Genomic DNA, 18,705 nt, shown 5'->3' on the forward strand with positions numbered 1-18,705 from the left:
ATTGGATATGAATCAATATTTAGATGTCTTTATTGATGAAAGTAAAGAGCACTTACAGACATGTAACGAAAAGCTGCTGCTGTTGGAAAAAGATCCGGCAGACCTTCAGCTTGTGCATGACATCTTCAGAGCTGCCCATACGCTGAAAGGCATGAGCGCAACGATGGGATATACAGATCTGGCGCATTTAACCCACCTGATGGAAAATGTGCTGGACGCTATCCGTAATGGAGAAATGTCCGTTACATCGGATTGGCTGGACGTGCTGTTTGAAGCGCTTGATCATCTTGAAGAGATGGTGCAGTCCATTATTGATGGTGGAGACGGCAAACGTGATATTTCTGAAGTGAGTGCGAAGCTCGACGTAAATGCGGTGCATGAGACTGCGGCTTCAGCCGAAACAGCAGAACCGCCGGCTTCAAAACAACAGGCTTCAACTGAATGGAATTATGATGAGTTCGAACGGACTGTTATTGAAGAGGCGGAAGAGCAAGGATTCAGCCGCTATGAAATAACGGTTTCCCTGAATGAAAGCTGCATGCTCAAAGCCGTGCGCGTGTACATGATATTTGAAAAGCTGAATGAAGCCGGGGAAGTCGCAAAAACGATACCCGCCGCGGAAGTGCTTGAGACGGAAGATTTCGGAACGGATTTTCAGGTGTGTTTCTTAACAAAGCAGCCTGCTGAAGAAATTAAAGAACTCATCAGCGGCATTTCAGAAGTGGAGAATGTCGAAATTTCTGCCGGTGCGCCGTTAAAAACGGCCGAAAAACCGCAAGCGGCTGAACCGGTGAAGGAAGCTCCGGTTAAAAAGGCTGAGAAACAGCCTAAGCCGCAAGCGAAAACGGAAGAACAGCCGAAGCATCACAGCGGCTCGAAAACGATTCGCGTCAACATTGAAAGACTGGATTCTTCAATGAACCTTTTTGAAGAACTTGTCATTGACCGCGGACGTCTTGAGCAGATCGCCAAAGAGCTTGACCACAATGAGCTGACTGAAACCGTTGAACGCCTGACCAGAATCTCGGGCGACCTTCAGTCTATTATTCTTAATATGCGGATGGTGCCGGTAGAAACCGTCTTTAACCGTTTCCCGAGAATGATCCGCCAGCTTCAAAAAGAATTAAACAAGAAAATCGAATTGTCCATCATCGGAGCTGAAACGGAGCTGGACCGCACGGTGATTGATGAAATCGGCGATCCGCTTGTCCATTTAATCAGAAACAGCATCGATCACGGCATTGAATCGCCTGAAGTGCGGGTGAATAAAGGAAAACCGGAATCAGGTCATGTCGTGCTTAAGGCATATCACAGCGGCAACCACGTCTTTATTGAGGTTGAAGATGACGGGGCCGGCCTGAACAGAAAGAAAATTCTTGAAAAAGCGCTCGAGCGGAGTGTAATCACCGAACGTGATGCTGAAACGCTTGAAGATAATGAGATTTACGAGCTTATTTTTGCTCCGGGCTTCTCGACTGCCGATCAAATTTCTGACATTTCAGGGCGGGGCGTCGGCCTGGATGTCGTAAAAAATAAACTCGAATCACTCGGCGGCTCTGTCAGTGTCAAATCCGCGGAAGGCCAAGGTTCTCTTTTCAGTATCCAGCTTCCGCTGACACTTTCAATTATATCCGTTCTTCTCATTAAACTGGAAGAAGAGACGTTTGCGATACCGATTTCTTCTATTATAGAGACGGCTGTTATTGATAAGAAAGATATCCTGCAGACGCATGACAGAGAAGTGATTGATTTCAGAGGCCAAATCGTTCCGATCGTCTATCTGAAAAAAGAATTCGGCATTACGGATTCAAAACAGGATGCCGATCAGTTCCATGTAATCGTCGTGAAAAAGGGCGATAAATCCACTGCTTTTGTCGTGGACTCTTTTATCGGACAGCAGGAAGTCGTACTGAAATCACTCGGCGACTATTTGACGAACGTCTTTGCGATTTCCGGCGCTACGATTCTCGGAAACGGAGAAGTGGCGCTGATTATTGATTGCAATGCGCTGATCTACTAAAACGACACGAGGAGGTGCCCGAATGACTGCTGAAATCAAAACAGGTGAAAAAATGATTGTGTTTATGATAAACGGGAAAGAATACGCTATCTCAGTTTCCCAGGTGAAATCAATTGAAAAGTGGCAAAAACCGACGAGGGTCCCGGGTGTGGAATCTTATATCCGCGGCGTTATCAATCTGCGCGGAGTGATTACCCCGGTTCTTGATTTAAGAAAACGTCTGAATCAGCCTGAACAGGACATCACAGAAGAGACTCGGATTATCATCATTTCTTACCGTGACGCTGATGTCGGATGGGTCGTGGATGAGGCCAATGACGTCATCACCGTGCATGAAAATGAAATCGAATCCGCGCCTGAAAGCCAGACAAAGGAAACGGATGTGTGGATTAAACAGATCGTCAAGCAAGATAACAGGCTCCTCAATATTATCGATGCGCATGCGGTGCTGGATAAAGGTGCTTCAGCATCTGCGTCCGGAGAGCCTAATGCTTAAAGGGGAAAAGACAACATGAGTAAGTTTGAAGCGATCAAAGAAGAGCAGATGGATATTTTGCGGGAAGTCGGAAATATCGGGGCGGGTCACTCGGCTTCTGCAATGGCTCAGCTGCTGAACAGAAAGATAGACATGGAAGTGCCGTTTGCGACTTTATTGACATTTGATGAGCTCGCTGATTTTTTCGGCGGGGCTGAAACGCCGGTCGCCAGTATCTTTTTAAGAATGGAAGGCGACATGACCGGCTCTATCTTTCTCATCATGCCTTTCCATCAGGCGGAACAGTTTATCAGAGAGCTGATCGGAAATCCGGATTTTGATATTGACCAGTTGGGTGAAGATCATTTGAGTTCTTCTGCTTTACATGAGTTCGGCAATATTTTAGCAGGTTCCTATTTAACGGCATTGGCTGATTTGACAAAACTTGAGATTTACCCGAGCGTGCCGGAAATCTCACTTGATATGTTCGGCGCGGTTATCAGTGAAGGGCTGATGGAGCTCAGCCAAGTCGGAGAGCATGCCATTGTCGTGGATACTTCTATTTTTGACCAGGGCAGCCGGCAGGAGCTCAAAGCTCACATGTTTATGCTCCCGGACTATGATTCTTTTGAAAAGCTCTTCGTCTCATTGGGTGCGGCTTTATGAGCCGTGCGGAAGCCGCAGTCGTTAAAGTGGGGATTGCGGATGTTCAAGTCGCGCGTTACCCGGATAAAATCCGAACCTCGGGACTCGGTTCATGCGTGGGGCTGGTTTTATACGATAAAGACAAACAAACGGCAGGACTCGTTCACGTCATGCTGCCGGACTCCGGTTTATCAAAAACGGCGGAGCTCAACCGTGCAAAATACGCGGACACCGCCGTTAAGATGACGATTGATATGCTTTTGAAAGTCGGCTGCCGCAAGTTTGCCCTGAAGGCAAAACTCGCCGGGGGAGCGGAGATGTTTAAGTTTAAAATGACAAACGACCTGATGAAAATCGGTCCGAGGAATGTAGCGGCCATCAAAGAGCAGCTTTCATTGTATAACATTCCGGTCATCAGTGAAGATACGGGCGGCTCAAGCGGCCGGACGATTGAATTTGAGCCAAAGTCCTGCATGCTGCACATTCGAACTGTTAAACAAGGTGAAACAACGATTTAATAAAGGTATGAGGTAGGGGGATAACAATGCAATCCTTGAATTATGAAGATCAGGTGCTTTGGTCGCGCTGGAAAGAGTGGAAAGATCCTAAAGCCGGTGATGATTTAATGCGCCGTTACATGCCGCTGGTCACATATCATGTCGGCAGAATTTCCGTCGGACTGCCGAAATCGGTGCATAAAGACGATCTAATGAGCCTTGGTATGCTTGGTTTATATGATGCCCTGGAAAAATTTGACCCCGGCCGGGATTTAAAATTTGATACCTATGCCTCGTTTAGAATTCGCGGTGCAATCATCGACGGGCTGCGTAAAGAAGATTGGCTGCCCAGAACTTCACGGGAGAAGACAAAAAAAGTCGAAGCGGCGATCGAAAAACTTGAACAGCGCTACCTTCGGAATGTGACGCCTTCAGAGATCGCAGAAGAGCTGGGGATGACGGAGCAGGACGTAGTATCAACGATGAATGAAGGGTTTTTTGCCAATCTCTTATCCATTGATGAAAAGCTTCATGACCAGGATGACGGTGAGAATATTCAAGTGATGATCAGAGATGACAAAAATGTGCCGCCGGAAGAAAAAATCATGAAGGACGAGCTGATCACTCAGCTTGCGGGCAAAATTCACGAGCTCTCCGAAAAAGAGCAGCTTGTCGTCAGTTTATTCTATAAAGAAGAACTGACTTTGACCGAAATCGGACAAGTCCTGAACCTTTCGACGTCGCGGATTTCACAGATTCATTCAAAGGCGCTGTTTAAATTAAAGCATCTGCTTGAAAAAGTAATTCAATAATGAACTCATGGTTAGCGAGTGAAAAACATGTCAACACTATTATGGCTTTTAAGCTTTGTGCTTCACGGCGTACTGCTTTATGCCGTCATTATTCTGTACACGAGGTTTTCAGCCCTCAAGGAGACGGAGCGCCAGCAGAAGAAGATTCTTGAAGAGACGGAAAACACCCTTGCAGCGTTTCTGCTTGAGCTGAAAGAAGAAAATGAAAGACTCGAAGACGCAAAAAGCCGTCAAGCGCCGGACGCAGAAGACGCCGAACCCCTGGCGGAACCGAAAGAAGAGCCTGATATTCCGGACCACATGGAAAAGCTCATCAGTGCAACGGAACGGGCTGAAAGTGATGAAAACAACGGCGCGCATTCGTTTGAAGAACGTGTTTCAGAATTATATGAACAAGGGCTCACCCCCGCGGAAATCGCCAAACGGATGCAGAGCGGAAAGACAGAAATCGAGCTGTTTTTAAAATTTCGCGGCAAAGCTGTAAAGGATTCTTGATTGTCGCATAAAGCTGTGTTATATTATGTCTTGGTGTTAAATACACACGCTTAACGATTTATGCAGAGGGTGCTGCAAACGGCAGTTCTGCACAAAAATGACCTAAGCGGAGGAAAAAAACCATTTTATTAGGAGGAAATCACATGTCAGTTATTTCTATGAAACAATTGCTTGAAGCTGGTGTTCACTTCGGCCACCAAACACGCCGCTGGAACCCAAAAATGAAGCGTTACATTTTCACGGAGCGTAACGGAATCTACATCATTGACCTTCAAAAAACAGTGAAAAAAGTAGAGGAAGCTTACAACTTCACGAAAAACCTTGCTGCTGAAGGCGGAAAAATCCTTTTCGTCGGCACAAAAAAACAAGCTCAGGATTCTGTTAAAGAAGAAGCTGTACGCTCTGGCATGTACTATGTCAACCAACGCTGGTTGGGCGGTACACTGACAAACTTCGAAACAATCCAAAAACGCATTAAGCGTCTGAAAGACATCGAGAAAATGCAAGAAAACGGTACATTTGAAGTACTTCCGAAAAAAGAAGTTGTTCAATTGAAAAAAGAATTAGAGCGTCTTGAAAAATTCCTCGGCGGAATTAAAGACATGAAGGATCTTCCTGATGCATTATTCATCATCGATCCTCGCAAAGAGCGCATCGCTGTTGCGGAAGCTCGCAAATTGAACATTCCTATCATCGGAATCGTAGATACAAACTGTGATCCTGATGAAATTGATGTCGTAATCCCTGCAAACGATGACGCAATCCGCGCTGTCAAACTTCTTACTTCTAAAATGGCAGATGCTATTCTTGAAGCGAAGCAAGGCGAAGAAGAAGCGGAAGCTGCTGAAGAGACTGCACCTGAAACAGAAACGACAACTGCGTAACCTAATCAAAAGGTGATAAGAGGGACTGCCTTTTATCACCTTTTTTCAAGAAAAATGTATCTATACATATCTTGTTTACACATATAAGGAGGAATTCAAATGGCTATTACTGCACAGCAGGTAAAAGAACTGCGTCAAAAAACAGGCGCTGGTATGATGGACTGTAAAAAAGCATTGACTGAAACTGACGGAGATATGGACAAAGCAATCGACCTTCTGAGAGAAAAAGGAATTGCGAAAGCGGCTAAAAAAGCTGACCGTATCGCTGCTGAAGGTTCTACTCTTATTAAAACTGACGGCAACAAAGGCGTTATCTTAGAAGTAAACTCTGAAACTGATTTCGTTGCGAAAAACGAAGGCTTCAAAGAGCTTCTGAACACGCTTGCTGACCACCTTCTTGCAAACGCTCCTGCTGATCTTGAAGAAGCAATGGGTCAAAAGATGGAAAACGGTTCTACTGTTGAAGAATACATCACAAGCAACGTTGCTAAAATCGGAGAGAAAATCACTCTTCGCCGTTTTGCTGTTATTACAAAAGAAGACAGCGAAGCGTTCGGTGCTTACCTTCACATGGGAGGCCGCATCGGCGTATTATCCGTTCTTAGCGGAACAACTGACGAAGATCTTGCAAAAGACATCGCGATGCATGTTGCAGCGGTAAATCCTCGTTACATTTCCCGCGACCAAGTGTCTGAAGAAGAAGCAAACCATGAGCGTCAGATTCTGACTCAGCAAGCTCTTCAAGAAGGCAAACCGGAAAACATCGTAGCTAAAATGGTTGAAGGCCGTCTGAACAAATTCTTCGAAGAAATTTGCTTATTAGACCAAGCTTTCGTTAAAAACCCAGACGAAAAAGTGAAACAAGTTGTGGCTGCGAAAAACGCATCTGTTAAAACTTACGTCCGCTACGAAGTTGGAGAAGGTATTGAAAAACGCCAAGAAAACTTTGCTGAAGAAGTTATGAACCAAGTGAAAAAATAATGGCGGAAAGCCTTGGCGAATCTTTCGCGGCTTTTCAGGCAGTATAGGGGACACTACTTGTGTTCCCTATTTTTAAAACTATATTTACAAACCTTTTTTTCTCTTGCATAATAGGAAACGGCAATGTTTACACTTGGAGGTTATTATGGAAAAACCAAAATACAATCGTATCGTTTTAAAGCTTAGCGGAGAAGCATTGGCAGGAGAGCAGGGAAACGGCATTAATCCGACTGTCATCCAATCCATCGCTAAACAGGTAAAAGAAATCGCTGAGCTTGACGTCGAAGTGGCCGTAGTCGTAGGCGGCGGCAACTTATGGCGCGGAAAAACGGGCAGTGACTTAGGAATGGACCGTGCGACGGCCGATTATATGGGCATGCTTGCTACTGTCATGAACTCACTTGCCCTGCAGGACAGCCTGGAAACGCTCGGAATTCAGTCCAGAGTGCAGACATCAATTGAAATGCGTCAGGTCGCTGAGCCTTACATCAGAAGAAAAGCCATCCGCCACCTGGAGAAAAAACGCGTTGTTATTTTTGCCGCGGGAACAGGAAATCCTTATTTCTCTACGGACACAACCGCAGCGCTGCGTGCCGCTGAAATCGAAGCGGACGTGATCTTAATGGCGAAAAATAATGTCGACGGTGTGTATAATGCTGATCCGAGAAAAGATGAGTCAGCCGTTAAATACGAAAAATTATCTTATCTCGATGTGTTAAAAGACGGGCTGGAAGTCATGGATTCTACGGCTTCTTCACTATGTATGGATAATGATATTCCGCTGATCGTCTTTTCTATTATGGAAGAAGGAAATATTAAGCGTGCCGTAATCGGCGAATCAATCGGAACGATCGTAAGGGGGAAATAACGTTGTCAAACGAAGTATTAACACAAACAAAAGAACGCATGGAAAAAGCGGTTGCCGCTTATTCACGTGAATTGGCGTCAGTCCGCGCAGGACGTGCCAACCCATCTCTATTGGATAAAGTGACAGTAGAATACTACGGTGCCCAAACACCTTTAAACCAGCTGTCTTCCATCAATGTGCCTGAAGCGCGTATGCTTGTTGTCACACCGTATGACAAAACGGCAATCGGCGATATTGAAAAAGCGATTCTGAAAGCTGATCTTGGCGTAACGCCGACAAGTGACGGCACAATTATCCGCATCGCGATCCCTGCTCTGACGGAAGAAAGACGTAAAGAACTTGTCAAAGTCGTGAAAAAATACGCGGAAGAAGCGAAAGTAGCAGTCCGTAATGTCCGCCGTGACAGCAACGATGACCTCAAAAAACTTGAGAAAAACGGAGACATTACAGAAGACGAGCTTCGTGCTTCCAGTGAAGACGTTCAAAAGCTGACAGATGAATATGTGTCAAAAATTGACAGCGTCACGAAGGACAAAGAAAAAGAAATCATGGAAGTTTAATGAAAAACTATGTACAATAGATAATGTGAAAAGACCCTCTCATGTTTACAGGGGGTTTTTTTGTTAATACTGTTGATTACATTGATCATCAGCAACGCAACCTTTTTGGGTGACGGAGGAATCTCATGCTCAACATACTCAAAAATTGGAAGAATCAGCAGAATGCGGCTTCCAACTTAGAACGGTATACAAAAGAAGACATACTGAAGGGTGAAATTCCCGCACACATTGCCATTATTATGGACGGAAACGGACGCTGGGCGAAGAAGCGCTCACTCCCTCGGATTGCAGGACATCATGAAGGAATGAAAGTGGTAAAAAGGGTGACAAAGCTCGCAAGTCAGCTCGGCGTTAAAGTTCTGACTCTTTATGCGTTTTCAACGGAGAACTGGAAGCGCCCGAAGATGGAAGTCGACTTTTTGATGAAGCTTCCGGAAGAGTTCCTGAATACGTATCTTCCTGAATTAATAGAGGAAAATGTACAGGTGAAAATTATCGGAGATGAATCCGCGCTCCCTTCTCATACGTACAGGGCGATTGAGAAGGCCGTAAAAGATACAGAACAAAATGACGGGCTGATTCTCAATTTCGCTTTGAACTACGGCGGACGCACGGAAATCGTCAATGCGGCAAAAGCACTGGCTGAACAGGTGAAAAGCGGCACGCTGAATATCGAAGACATTGATGAAGCGCTCTTTTCCGGGCATTTAATGACAGAATCAATCCAGGACCCGGAGCTGCTTATCAGAACGAGCGGAGAAATCAGATTGAGCAACTTTATGCTTTGGCAGGTGGCTTACAGTGAATTTGTTTTTACAGATGTCCTGTGGCCCGATTTTAAAGAAGATCACTTTCTGCAGGCAGTGGGAGAATTTCAGCAGCGGGGCCGGAGGTTTGGCGGAATTTAGAGGATGGTGGAAATGAAACAAAGATTGTTAACAGGTGTTCTGGCAGCGGCACTATTTTTATTTTTGGTTATTTTCGGAGGATTGCCGTTCACCGTATTTGTTTACGTGATGGGAAGTATAGCGCTTTTTGAGCTTTTGCGGATGAAAAAGCTCAGATTTTTTTCTTTTCCGGGTCTGATCAGCCTCTTGTTGTTATGGCTGTATATGATGCCGGACAAGTATCATTTTTTCGATGCGAAAATGGAAGTAACGATTTTCGCCGTATTGATTCTGCTCAGCTATACGGTGCTCGTGAAAAACACTTTTACGTTTGACGAAGTCGGGTTTATCGTTCTCGCGACGGTATATATCGGACTGTGTTTTCATTATTTTATTGAAATCAGAAACATTGAAACAAACGGGCTTTTGTATATCTTTTATGCCTGCGTTGTCATATGGTCAACGGACTCAGGCGCATATTTCGTCGGAAAGTCGCTCGGGAAGCGGAAGCTGTGGCCCGAAATCAGTCCCAACAAAACGGTGGAAGGGTTTCTCGGCGGTATTGTCATCGCCCTTATTTTTACGGCTGTTTTTCAGCTGTTTGCGCACCTTCCGATTTCATACCCGGTTCTTTTGGTCATCACGCTTGTTTTGTCTGTGTTCGGACAGATCGGGGATTTGGTTGAATCAGCGCTTAAGCGGCACTATGATGTGAAGGATTCGGGAAAAATCCTTCCCGGGCACGGCGGCATTTTAGATCGATTTGACAGCTTTTTGTTTGTCATGCCGTTCTTATACTTTCTGCTTGCGCTTTTTTCATGAGAAAGGCTAATATGAAAATAAGACCGATCTGGACGCATAGAATGGGAGTGGCATTTTGAAGAATATTTGTCTTTTAGGAGCAACAGGATCAATAGGGGAGCAGACGTTAGACGTATTGCGCATGCATCAAGATCAGTTCCGTCTCGTCTCGATGACTTTCGGTAAAAACGCCGAGAAAGCGATCCCGTTGATCAGAACGTTTCAGCCGAAATATGTAGCAGTCGGCGACATGGATACATACCAAAAAGTGAAAGAAGCGTCTTTTTCTCATGAATGTCAAATCGGCATCGGAGAAGAAGGCCTGATTGAAGCGGCAGTCATGGACGAAGTCGATATCGTGGTCAATGCGCTGCTTGGAAGCGTCGGTTTAATCCCGACTTTGAAAGCGATTGAACAGAAAAAAACAATTGCGCTTGCAAATAAGGAAACTCTCGTCACTGCCGGGCATATAGTGAAAGGACACGCAAAACGATACGGTGTTCCTCTTCTTCCGGTCGACAGCGAACATTCCGCTATTTTTCAGGCGCTGCAAGGCGAACAGAGCAAAAATATCGAGCGCCTGGTCATTACGGCATCCGGCGGCAGTTTCAGAGATAAAACACGGCAGGAGCTTGAGTCTGTAACGATTGCCGACGCCCTTAACCACCCGAACTGGTCGATGGGTGCAAAAATTACGATTGACTCGGCTACAATGATGAATAAAGGACTTGAAGTCATTGAGGCGCATTGGCTGTTTGACATTCCGTATGAACAGATTGACGTTGTATTACATAAGGAGAGCATCATTCATTCGATGGTTGAATTTCACGACAGAAGCGTCATCGCCCAGCTCGGAAATCCGGACATGAGGGTGCCGATTCAATATGCGCTGACATATCCGGACCGTCTGCCTCTGCCTGAAACTAAAAGGCTTGAATTATGGGAGATCGGAAACCTCCATTTTGCGAAAGCTGACTTTGAAAGGTTCCGCTGCTTACAATTTGCCTTTGAATCAGGTAAAATAGGGGGAACGATGCCGACGGTTTTAAATGCGGCCAACGAAGAAGCCGTTGCCGCTTTTCTTGCCGGACGGATTTCATTCTTATCGATTGAGGACCTGATTGAAAAAGCATTGGACCGCCACAGCGTAATTCAGGATCCGAGTCTTGCGGATATCCAAGAAGTGGACAAAGACACCCGGGGATACGTTAATTCAATACTCACATAAGGTGGTATGTTCGTGAATACAGTTATCGCGTTTATTATTATTTTCGGAACGCTCGTTTTTTTCCATGAGCTCGGGCATTTATTGCTCGCCCAAAGAGCGGGAATCCTTTGCCGTGAATTTGCGATCGGCTTCGGCCCTAAAATCTTTTCATTTAAAAAGAATGAAACCGTGTATACGATCAGACTCCTTCCGGTCGGCGGGTTCGTCCGCATGGCCGGTGAAGACCCGGAGATGATCGAAGTCAAACCCGGTTATACCGTCGGGCTTCTTTTTAATAAAGATGACGAAGTGGAAAAAGTCATCATTAATCAAAAGGAAAAATATCCCGACGCTTTAATTATCGAGGTGGAGACGGCTGATCTTGAGCACGAAATGAAGATTACCGGGTACGAGCAGGGGAAAGAAGATGAACTGGCGGGCTTTACTGTCAGTCAGACCTCTTTTTTTATCGTAGACGGAGAAGAAGTGCAGATTGCGCCTTACAATCGACAATTCGGGTCTAAACCCGTATGGAAGCGGATTAAGGCGATTGCTGCCGGTCCGATAATGAACTTCATCTTAGCGTATGTCATTCTCGTCATGCTTGGATTCATTCAAGGCGTGCCTTCGAATCAGCCTGAGCTCGGGAAGCTGACAGACAATGGACGCGCAGCGGCTGCCGGTTTAAAAGAAGGCGACTATATCCAGAGCATTAACGGTGAAAAAATGAGGTCATGGACCGACATCGTGACAGCGGTAAAAGAAAATCCCGGAAAAAAAATCGATGTCGCCGTCAAACGGGACGGCAAATCGTTTCATATCTCGGTTACACCTGAAGCTGTAAAAGATGAAAATAAAAAAACAATCGGCCGCTTCGGCTCTTATGCGCCGACTGAAAAAGGCGCGCTTGCAGCGATTGCCTACGGCGCGACATCTACCGTTGATGTCACAAAAGCGATCCTGACCAATCTGAGCAAACTTGTGACAGGCCAGTTTAAGCTTGATATGCTTTCGGGTCCTGTCGGCATTTATGATATGACGGATCAAGTTGCAAAAACCGGTATTATCAACCTATTCCAGTTTGCGGCGTTTTTAAGCATCAACCTGGGAATTGTCAACCTGCTGCCGATACCGGCGCTTGACGGTGGGCGGCTGCTGTTTTTATTCATTGAAGCAATCCGCGGCAAGCCGATAAACCGTGACAAGGAAGCATTTGTCGTATTTATCGGCGTAGCTTTCTTAATGCTTCTTATGCTGGTTGTCACATGGAACGATATCCAGCGTTTATTCTTATAATTGACTAGTAAAAAATCAGAGGTGCGAAGACATGAGACAAAGTTTGACGCTTATTCCGACCCTGAGAGAAGTGCCGGCTGATGCTGAAGCAAAAAGCCATAAGCTTCTGCTGAGAGCGGGATTTATCAGACAAAATACGAGCGGGGTTTACAGCTACATGCCCCTGGCTTACAGGGTCATTCAAAACATTCAGAAGATCGTGCGTGAAGAAATGGAAAAAATCAACGCGGTGGAAATGCTGATGCCGGCCCTTCAGCAGGCTGAAACATGGCAGGAATCAGGCAGGTGGTATACGTACGGGCCTGAATTAATGCGTCTGAAAGACCGCCACGGCCGTGAATTTGCTTTAGGCGCGACACATGAAGAAGTCATTACTTCTCTCGTGCGCGATGAGGTGAAATCTTATAAGCGTCTGCCGCTCACTCTTTACCAGATCCAGTCTAAATTCAGAGATGAAAAACGCCCGCGTTTCGGGTTATTGCGCGGACGCGAATTCATCATGAAAGATGCGTATTCTTTCCATGCTTCTGAAGAAAGTCTGGAGGAAACATACCAAAACATGTACGGCGCATACAGCAGCATTTTCGCACGCTGTGAATTAAACGTCCGTCCCGTTATTGCCGACTCGGGCGCGATGGGCGGAAAAGACACGCATGAATTTATGGCTCTTTCTGAAATAGGGGAAGATACCATCGCTTATTCCGATGGATCCTCTTACGCAGCCAATACGGAAATGGCGGAAGTTGTCATGAACAGCGAGCCGTCAGATGAAACACCCGAGGCATTGGAGAAAATTGATACGCCTAATGTCAAAAGCATTGAAGAGCTCGCTTCGTTCTTGCAGATCGAGCCGAGCGCCTGCATCAAGTCCATGCTGTTTAAAGCTGATGACCGATTTGTTCTCGTGTTAGTAAGAGGCGATCATGAGGTCAATGACGTGAAAGTGAAAAACCTTCTGAACGCGGAAGTGGTTGAGCTTGCGTCTCATGAAGAAGTAGCAGAGAAACTTGGCACGGAGCCGGGATTTGCGGGGCCGATCGGCGCTGCCGGCGACATTGAGATTTATGCCGACCAAGCCGTAAAAGTAATGGTAAACGCCGTTAGCGGCGCGAATGAAAAAGACCGTCATTACCGAAACGTAAACATCGAACGTGACGCGTCAGTAAAAGCGTATGCCGATCTTCGAATCATTCAGGAAGGCGATCCGTCACCTGACGGAAAAGGCACGATCCGTTTCGCTGAAGGGATTGAGGTCGGACAAGTCTTTAAACTCGGCACGCGTTACTCTGAAGCGATGAATGCGACATACCTTGATGAAAACGGGCGTGCGCAGCCGATGCTGATGGGATGTTACGGAATCGGCGTGTCCAGAACGCTTTCAGCCATCGCTGAACAGCATCACGACGAAAAAGGCTTGATCTGGCCGAAAAGCGTTGCTCCGTATGACCTTCATATTTTGGCGCTGAATATGAAAAACGAAGCGCAAAAAGAGCTTGCTGAACAGCTTTACGGCAAATTCCAGGCGGAAGGTTATGAGGTATTATACGATGACCGCGCTGAACGCGCAGGCGTGAAGTTTGCTGATTCTGATCTGATCGGCCTTCCGATCCGCATCACTGTCGGAAAACGTGCCGACGAAGGCATCGTAGAAGTGAAAATCCGCAAAACCGGTGAATCTGCCGAAGTTTCAGTGGATGAGCTTTCTGAATTTATCAAGACGAAGTAATCACCATAACGAATCATACAAAATCATGTTAAAATAGAGAAAAAAGAAGGTACCTCATCACCTGCGGAGGTACCTTCACTTATGATGTTTTAAGGGAGGGATACTGTCTGAATGGAACAGTTATCAGTAAACAGAAGACAGTTTCAGATTCTTCTGCAGCAGCTTAATATGACAGATGATACCTTCATGACATACTTTGAAGACGGAGAGATTGATAAACTGACAATCCATAAAGCAGAAAAAGCCTGGCATTTCCAATTTCGCTTTAAGGCTCTTTTGCCGTATCAAATATATGATTCATTCATGATGAGGTTAACACAATCGTTTGCTCACATCGCCCGTGTCACATCGTCTGTTCAGGTCATCGACCCTACAGTGACAGAGGAGCTTGTACAGGATTATTGGACACGCTGTATTGAAGAGCTTGAAGGAACCTCGCCGCCGATGGTGGCTCTTTTGAATCAGCAGAAGCCGAAGCTCAAGGGAAACAAACTGATCGTGAAAACAAAAACAGATACAGAAGCATCTGCGCTCAAAAATAAATACAGCGCACTGATTCAGCACAGCTACCGCCAATTCGGCTTTCCGGAACTGCAGCTGGATACCGAAATTTTCGTATCTGACCAAGAAGTCCAGAAATTCCGCGAGCAAAAGCTTGCTGAAGATCAGGAGCGGGCGATGCAGGCGCTTATCGAGATGGAGAAGAAGGAAAAAGAGGGCGATGAGGATCAGGCACCGTCCGGACCGCTTGTCATCGGCTATCAAATTAAAGAGAACGAAGAAATCCGGACGCTTGACAGCATCATGGATGAAGAAAGAAGAATTACGGTGCAGGGGTTTGTGTTTGATGCTGAAACACGCGAGCTGAAAAGCGGACGCACGCTCTGCATTTTCAAAATCACGGACTATACAAACAGCATTTTAGTAAAAATGTTCGCCAGAGAAAAAGAAGACGCCGCTTTGATGAAAACGCTGAAAAAAGGCATGTGGGTGAAGGCGCGGGGAAGCATTCAAAACGATACATTCGTTAGAGACCTCGTCATGATTGCAAATGACGTGAATGAAATAAAAGCCAAAACCCGTGAAGACACCGCTCCTGAAGGCGAAAAACGGGTTGAGCTTCATCTGCATTCTCCGATGAGCCAAATGGATGCTGTAACGAGCATCGGAAAGCTTGTCGAACAGGCGAAAAAATGGGGACATGAAGCGATTGCGTTAACTGATCATGCCGTTGTGCAGTCTTTCCCAGATGCCTATTCCGCCGCGAAAAAACACGGCATTAAAATGATTTACGGAATGGAAGCCAATATCGTAGATGACGGCGTTCCGATCGCATACAATCCAGCTCACCGTCTTCTGGAAGAAGACACATACGTTGTCTTTGACGTTGAAACGACAGGTCTGTCCGCAGTGTATGACACCATCATTGAGCTTGCCGCAGTCAAAATAAGAGGCGGAGAAATTATCGATAAATTCGAAGCGTTCGCCAATCCGCACCATCCGCTGTCAGCAACGACGATAGAGCTTACCGGGATTACGGACGACATGGTCCGCGACGCTTCCGATGTCGTTGACGTCGTCCGGGATTTTAAAGAATGGATCGGCGATGACGTGCTTGTGGCTCATAACGCCAGCTTTGATATGGGATTTTTAAATGTGGCGTACAAGCGTCTTTTGAAAACGGAAAAAGCGAAAAATCCGGTCATTGATACGCTGGAACTCGCGCGTTTCCTGTATCCTGAGTTTAAAAATCACCGCTTAAATACGTTATGTAAGAAGTTTGATATCGAATTAACCCAGCATCACCGAGCGGTTTTTGACGCTGAAGCAACGGGCTACCTGCTGTTGAAAATGCTCAAAGATGCCGCTGAAAAAGACATTTTTTATCATGATCAGCTGAATGAGAATATGGGACAATCCAATGCTTACCAGAGATCAAGACCTTATCACGCTACATTGCTTGCCGTAAATGAGACCGGCCTTAAAAATCTGTTTAAGCTCGTGTCCATTTCTCATATTCAATATTTCTACAGAGTGCCGCGCATTCCGAGGTCGCAGCTTAATAAATACAGAGAAGGTCTGTTAATCGGTTCTGCCTGTGACAGGGGAGAGGTCTTTGAAGGCATGATGCAAAAATCTCCTGAAGAGGTTGAAGATATCGCATCCTTCTATGATTATCTTGAAGTGCAGCCGCCGGAAGTATACAGACACCTTCTGCAGCTTGAGCTCGTCCGGGATGAAAAAGCGCTGAAAGAAATCATCGCCAACATTACAAAGCTCGGAGAAAAATTGAATAAGCCGGTCGTGGCTACGGGAAATGTCCACTATTTAAACGATGAGGATAAAATTTACCGGAAGATCTTAATATCTTCCCAAGGCGGCGCCAACCCGTTAAACAGACACGAACTGCCTAAAGTGCACTTCAGAACGACAGATGAAATGCTGGAGGCTTTCTCCTTCCTCGGTGCGGAAAAAGCGAAAGAAATCGTGGTTGACAATACGCAGAAAGTCGCTTCGATGATTGATGAGATCAAACCGATCAAAGACGATCTGTACACGCCGAAAATTGACGGAGCCGATGAAGAGATCCGTGAAATGAGCTATCAGCGCGCCAGAAGCATTTACGGTGAAGAGCTTCCCGAAATTGTGGAAGCGAGAATAGAAAAAGAATTAAAAAGTATCATCGGTCATGGATTCGCCGTTATTTATCTCATCTCTCATAAGCTTGTAAAACGGTCTCTGGATGACGGTTATCTCGTCGGCTCCCGGGGGTCCGTCGGTTCATCGCTTGTGGCGACCTTAACGGAAATTACTGAAGTGAACCCGCTCGCTCCGCACTACGTGTGCCCGAGCTGCCGATATTCCGAATTCTTTAATGACGGATCAGTCGGTTCCGGTTTTGACCTTCCGGATAAAAGCTGCCCGTCTTGCGGCACCCCTTTGAAAAAGGACGGACATGATATCCCGTTTGAAACGTTCTTAGGCTTTAAAGGTGACAAAGTACCCGATATCGACTTGAACTTCTCAGGTGAGTACCAGCCCCATGCCCATAACTACACGAAAGTATTGTTCGGTGAAGATAACGTGTATCGCGCGGGAACGATCGGCACCGTCGCGGAAAAGACGGCTTACGGATATGTGAAAGGCTATGCGGGCGATCACAACCTACACATGCGCGGCGCGGAGATCGACCGTCTGGTTCAAGGCTGCACCGGCGTTAAGAGAACGACCGGCCAGCACCCGGGGGGGATTATCGTTGTCCCGGATTACATGGATATTTACGATTTTTCACCGATACAATTCCCGGCAGATGCGACGGGGTCTGAATGGAAAACGACTCATTTTGACTTCCACTCCATTCATGACAACCTGCTGAAGCTTGATATATTAGGGCACGATGATCCGACCGTCATCCGGATGCTCCAGGATTTAAGCGGAATTGATCCGAAGACGATTCCGACAGATGATCCGGAAGTTATGAAGATTTTCCAAGGCACAGAATCGCTCGGCGTCACTGAAGAGCAGATCGGCTGTAAAACGGGGACGCTCGGCATTCCTGAATTCGGGACGCGATTTGTGCGGCAGATGCTTGAGGATACAAAGCCGACGACGTTCTCCGAGCTTGTCCAGATTTCCGGGCTTTCTCACGGAACGGACGTATGGCTCGGCAATGCGCAGGAACTGATACACAACAATACGTGTGAACTGAGCGAAGTGATCGGCTGCCGTGATGACATTATGGTTTACTTGATCTATCAGGGCCTTGAGCCTTCACTGGCCTTTAAAATCATGGAATTCGTCCGTAAAGGCAAAGGCCTGACGCCGGAATGGGAAGAAGAAATGAAAAAGAACAATGTGCCGAACTGGTATATTGATTCATGCAAAAAAATCAAATACATGTTCCCGAAAGCCCACGCCGCCGCATACGTGCTGATGGCGGTGCGGATTGCATACTTTAAAGTGCATCACGCGCTTTTATATTATGCTGCGTATTTTACCGTCCGCGCAGATGACTTTGACATTGATACAATGATTAAAGGCTCGACTGCCATCAGAGCGGTGATGGATGATATCAGCTCTAAAGGGCTTGATGCTTCGCCGAAGGAGAAAAACCTCCTTACCGTGTTAGAGCTTGCGCTTGAAATGTGTGAGCGCGGCTATTCCTTCCAGAAGGTCGATCTATACCGTTCGAGCGCTTCGGAATTTATCATTGACGGCAACAGTCTCATCCCGCCGTTCAACTCAATTCCGGGACTCGGAACCAACGCCGCTCTCAATATTGTGAAAGCGCGGAAGGAAGGGGAGTTCCTTTCAAAAGAGGATCTTCAAAAACGCGGAAAAGTGTCAAAAACCATTTTAGAGTATTTAGACCGTCACGGCTGTCTTGAGTCGCTTCCGGACCAAAATCAGCTGTCTCTGTTTTAAGCTTTGTGCACAGCCTCCGAGCGGAGTTTGATTTGCATTAAATATATGGTTATGGTATAGTTTTATTGGAAATGCTAACGATTACCGAGGCAAAGAGTGGGGAAACCCGCTCTTTTGTATTGAACA

The 18,705-nt window shown here is 46.2% G+C and carries 16 protein-coding genes; all 16 read left to right on the forward strand.

Annotated elements, in window-relative coordinates:
- The first annotated feature begins 1 nt into the window (after position 1).
- The 16 genes from cheA to NSQ37_RS14205 all read left to right on the forward strand — a co-directional run bounded on the left by cheA (position 2) and on the right by NSQ37_RS14205 (position 18,579).
- Complete coding sequence (gene cheA / locus NSQ37_RS14130) at positions 2-2,020, forward strand: chemotaxis protein CheA (protein ID WP_251248454.1); 2,019 nt, start codon at positions 2-4, stop codon at positions 2,018-2,020.
- Positions 2,021-2,042: 22 nt separating this feature from the next.
- Entirely contained in the window at positions 2,043-2,516 is a 474-nt protein-coding gene (gene cheW / locus NSQ37_RS14135; RefSeq protein ID WP_003154225.1) for a chemotaxis protein CheW, read from the forward strand.
- Positions 2,517-2,531: 15 nt separating this feature from the next.
- Positions 2,532-3,161 carry a CheY-P phosphatase CheC gene (gene cheC / locus NSQ37_RS14140; RefSeq protein ID WP_003154222.1) on the forward strand — a complete coding sequence of 210 codons (630 nt, stop codon included), beginning with the start codon at positions 2,532-2,534 and terminating at the stop codon, positions 3,159-3,161.
- Positions 3,158-3,658, forward strand: a complete 501-nt coding sequence (gene cheD, locus NSQ37_RS14145; RefSeq protein WP_060561686.1) for a chemoreceptor glutamine deamidase CheD — start codon at positions 3,158-3,160, stop codon at positions 3,656-3,658. Before cheC ends, cheD begins: the two co-directional genes overlap by 4 nt.
- Positions 3,659-3,684: 26 nt before the next feature.
- Complete coding sequence (gene sigD / locus NSQ37_RS14150; protein ID WP_025284732.1) at positions 3,685-4,449, forward strand: RNA polymerase sigma-28 factor SigD; 765 nt, start codon at positions 3,685-3,687, stop codon at positions 4,447-4,449.
- A 27-nt stretch (positions 4,450-4,476) separates the two neighbouring features.
- Entirely contained in the window at positions 4,477-4,944 is a 468-nt protein-coding gene (locus tag NSQ37_RS14155; RefSeq protein ID WP_012117563.1) for a DUF6115 domain-containing protein, read from the forward strand.
- Positions 4,945-5,087: 143 nt separating this feature from the next.
- Positions 5,088-5,828, forward strand: coding sequence for a 30S ribosomal protein S2 (gene rpsB, locus NSQ37_RS14160; RefSeq protein WP_003154215.1), 741 nt, complete (start codon positions 5,088-5,090; stop codon positions 5,826-5,828).
- A gap of 99 nt (positions 5,829-5,927) precedes the next feature.
- Positions 5,928-6,809: a translation elongation factor Ts gene (gene tsf, locus NSQ37_RS14165; protein WP_007409794.1), complete on the forward strand. Its 882-nt coding sequence runs from the start codon at positions 5,928-5,930 to the stop codon at positions 6,807-6,809.
- A 145-nt stretch (positions 6,810-6,954) separates the two neighbouring features.
- Entirely contained in the window at positions 6,955-7,677 is a 723-nt protein-coding gene (gene pyrH / locus NSQ37_RS14170; protein ID WP_003154213.1) for a UMP kinase, read from the forward strand.
- A 2-nt stretch (positions 7,678-7,679) separates the two neighbouring features.
- Positions 7,680-8,237, forward strand: a complete 558-nt coding sequence (frr, locus tag NSQ37_RS14175; protein WP_003154212.1) for a ribosome recycling factor — start codon at positions 7,680-7,682, stop codon at positions 8,235-8,237.
- A gap of 125 nt (positions 8,238-8,362) precedes the next feature.
- Positions 8,363-9,145 (forward strand): isoprenyl transferase, encoded by a 783-nt coding sequence (locus NSQ37_RS14180; protein ID WP_007611457.1) that lies wholly within the window; start codon positions 8,363-8,365, stop codon positions 9,143-9,145.
- Between the two features lie 3 nt (positions 9,146-9,148).
- Positions 9,149-9,946, forward strand: coding sequence for a phosphatidate cytidylyltransferase (locus tag NSQ37_RS14185; protein ID WP_007409796.1), 798 nt, complete (start codon positions 9,149-9,151; stop codon positions 9,944-9,946).
- 55 nt (positions 9,947-10,001) lie between these two features.
- On the forward strand, positions 10,002-11,153 hold the full coding sequence (gene dxr / locus NSQ37_RS14190) for a 1-deoxy-D-xylulose-5-phosphate reductoisomerase (protein WP_015239865.1): 1,152 nt from the start codon (positions 10,002-10,004) through the stop codon (positions 11,151-11,153).
- A 6-nt stretch (positions 11,154-11,159) separates the two neighbouring features.
- A complete protein-coding gene (gene rseP, locus NSQ37_RS14195; protein ID WP_007611459.1) occupies positions 11,160-12,428 on the forward strand; it encodes an RIP metalloprotease RseP in 1,269 nt (422 codons plus the stop codon).
- A gap of 31 nt (positions 12,429-12,459) precedes the next feature.
- Positions 12,460-14,154: a proline--tRNA ligase gene (proS, locus tag NSQ37_RS14200; RefSeq protein ID WP_007611460.1), complete on the forward strand. Its 1,695-nt coding sequence runs from the start codon at positions 12,460-12,462 to the stop codon at positions 14,152-14,154.
- A 111-nt stretch (positions 14,155-14,265) separates the two neighbouring features.
- The gene (locus NSQ37_RS14205; protein WP_341123951.1) at positions 14,266-18,579 is read left to right on the forward strand and encodes a PolC-type DNA polymerase III; all 4,314 of its coding nucleotides are present in this window, start codon (positions 14,266-14,268) and stop codon (positions 18,577-18,579) included.
- Positions 18,580-18,705: the final 126 nt, after the last annotated feature.

The organism is Bacillus sp. FSL P4-0334, assembly GCF_038004825.1.
GTDB classification, from domain to species: Bacteria; Bacillota; Bacilli; order Bacillales; family Bacillaceae; genus Bacillus; species Bacillus velezensis.

Excerpts from the sequence above, each read along its gene's own strand:
- tsf (WP_007409794.1), top strand. The coding sequence starts at position 5,928 with ATGGCTATTACTGCACAGCAGGTAAAAGAACTGCGTCAAAAAACAGGC.
- cheW (WP_003154225.1), top strand. The coding sequence starts at position 2,043 with ATGACTGCTGAAATCAAAACAGGTGAAAAAATGATTGTGTTTATGATA.
- cheC (WP_003154222.1), top strand. The coding sequence starts at position 2,532 with ATGAGTAAGTTTGAAGCGATCAAAGAAGAGCAGATGGATATTTTGCGG.
- cheD (WP_060561686.1), top strand. The coding sequence starts at position 3,158 with ATGAGCCGTGCGGAAGCCGCAGTCGTTAAAGTGGGGATTGCGGATGTT.
- NSQ37_RS14180 (WP_007611457.1), top strand. The coding sequence starts at position 8,363 with ATGCTCAACATACTCAAAAATTGGAAGAATCAGCAGAATGCGGCTTCC.
- NSQ37_RS14205 (WP_341123951.1), top strand. The coding sequence starts at position 14,266 with ATGGAACAGTTATCAGTAAACAGAAGACAGTTTCAGATTCTTCTGCAG.
- NSQ37_RS14155 (WP_012117563.1), top strand. The coding sequence starts at position 4,477 with ATGTCAACACTATTATGGCTTTTAAGCTTTGTGCTTCACGGCGTACTG.
- rpsB (WP_003154215.1), top strand. The coding sequence starts at position 5,088 with ATGTCAGTTATTTCTATGAAACAATTGCTTGAAGCTGGTGTTCACTTC.
- sigD (WP_025284732.1), top strand. The coding sequence starts at position 3,685 with ATGCAATCCTTGAATTATGAAGATCAGGTGCTTTGGTCGCGCTGGAAA.
- rseP (WP_007611459.1), top strand. The coding sequence starts at position 11,160 with ATGTTCGTGAATACAGTTATCGCGTTTATTATTATTTTCGGAACGCTC.
- proS (WP_007611460.1), top strand. The coding sequence starts at position 12,460 with ATGAGACAAAGTTTGACGCTTATTCCGACCCTGAGAGAAGTGCCGGCT.
- pyrH (WP_003154213.1), top strand. The coding sequence starts at position 6,955 with ATGGAAAAACCAAAATACAATCGTATCGTTTTAAAGCTTAGCGGAGAA.
- NSQ37_RS14185 (WP_007409796.1), top strand. The coding sequence starts at position 9,149 with ATGGTGGAAATGAAACAAAGATTGTTAACAGGTGTTCTGGCAGCGGCA.